This window comes from Sphingomonas sp. CFBP 8760 (assembly GCF_014841615.1).
Taxonomy (GTDB): Bacteria; Pseudomonadota; Alphaproteobacteria; order Sphingomonadales; family Sphingomonadaceae; genus Sphingomonas.
Map to the genome: position 1 here is coordinate 1 of NZ_JACYUG010000062.1, position 687 is coordinate 687.

The 687-nt window shown below is 62.3% G+C and carries 1 protein-coding gene; it reads right to left on the reverse strand.

The genetic code is table 11. From position 1 onward, the window contains the following. Positions 1–609, reverse strand: a 609-nt coding sequence (locus IFT82_RS20350) for an IS5 family transposase (protein WP_192129946.1), incomplete at its 3' end; no start/stop codon positions are given. Positions 610–687 lie beyond the last annotated feature (78 nt).

Here is a 687-nt window from a genome sequence, read left to right on the forward strand (position 1 = left end):
CGCGACCGCTGCTTCAAGCTTCTGCCCGGCATAGCCGCCATCGGCGAATAGTCTGGTGAGCGTGGGATACGCGTCGCAGGATCGCTCGATCAGGCCAGGCGCCCCGTCGCGGTCCTGAATGTCGGCGCCGTGCACCACGCCTTCGAGCATATTGCCGAGCGTGTCCGTCATGATGTGCCGCTTGCGCCCCTTTATCTTCTTGCCGGCGTCGTATCCGCGAGGCCCACCGGCCTCGGTGGTCTTCACCGACTGGCTATCGATGATGCCTGCGGTCGGCGCTGGCGTGCGACCCTCCGAAACTCGCCCCCATCCTATCAACACCGCGTTGATGACATCGAGCAGGCCGTTGTCGCGCATACGGTAGAAATGGTACTGCACCGTCGTGAAGGGCGGGAAGTCCTTGGGCAGTTGCGCCCATTGGCACCCCGTCGATGCGATATACTGGATCGCATCCCACAGGGTCCGCGCCTTGTGTTTGCGCGGGCGTCCAACCCTGGAGGTTCGCCTCAATAATGGCCGGACGACAGCCCATTCCTCATCGGTGCAGTCGCTTGCATAGCGCAGCCCGCTTCTGTCATGCTCGCGCCGAGCGGTTTCAGTCCAGCCCATGTGATCCTCGTGGTCTTCGCAACCCCCGGTGAATCACAAGCTGCTGAAATCGCTCAACTCAATTTTCGGTCGGGCTCT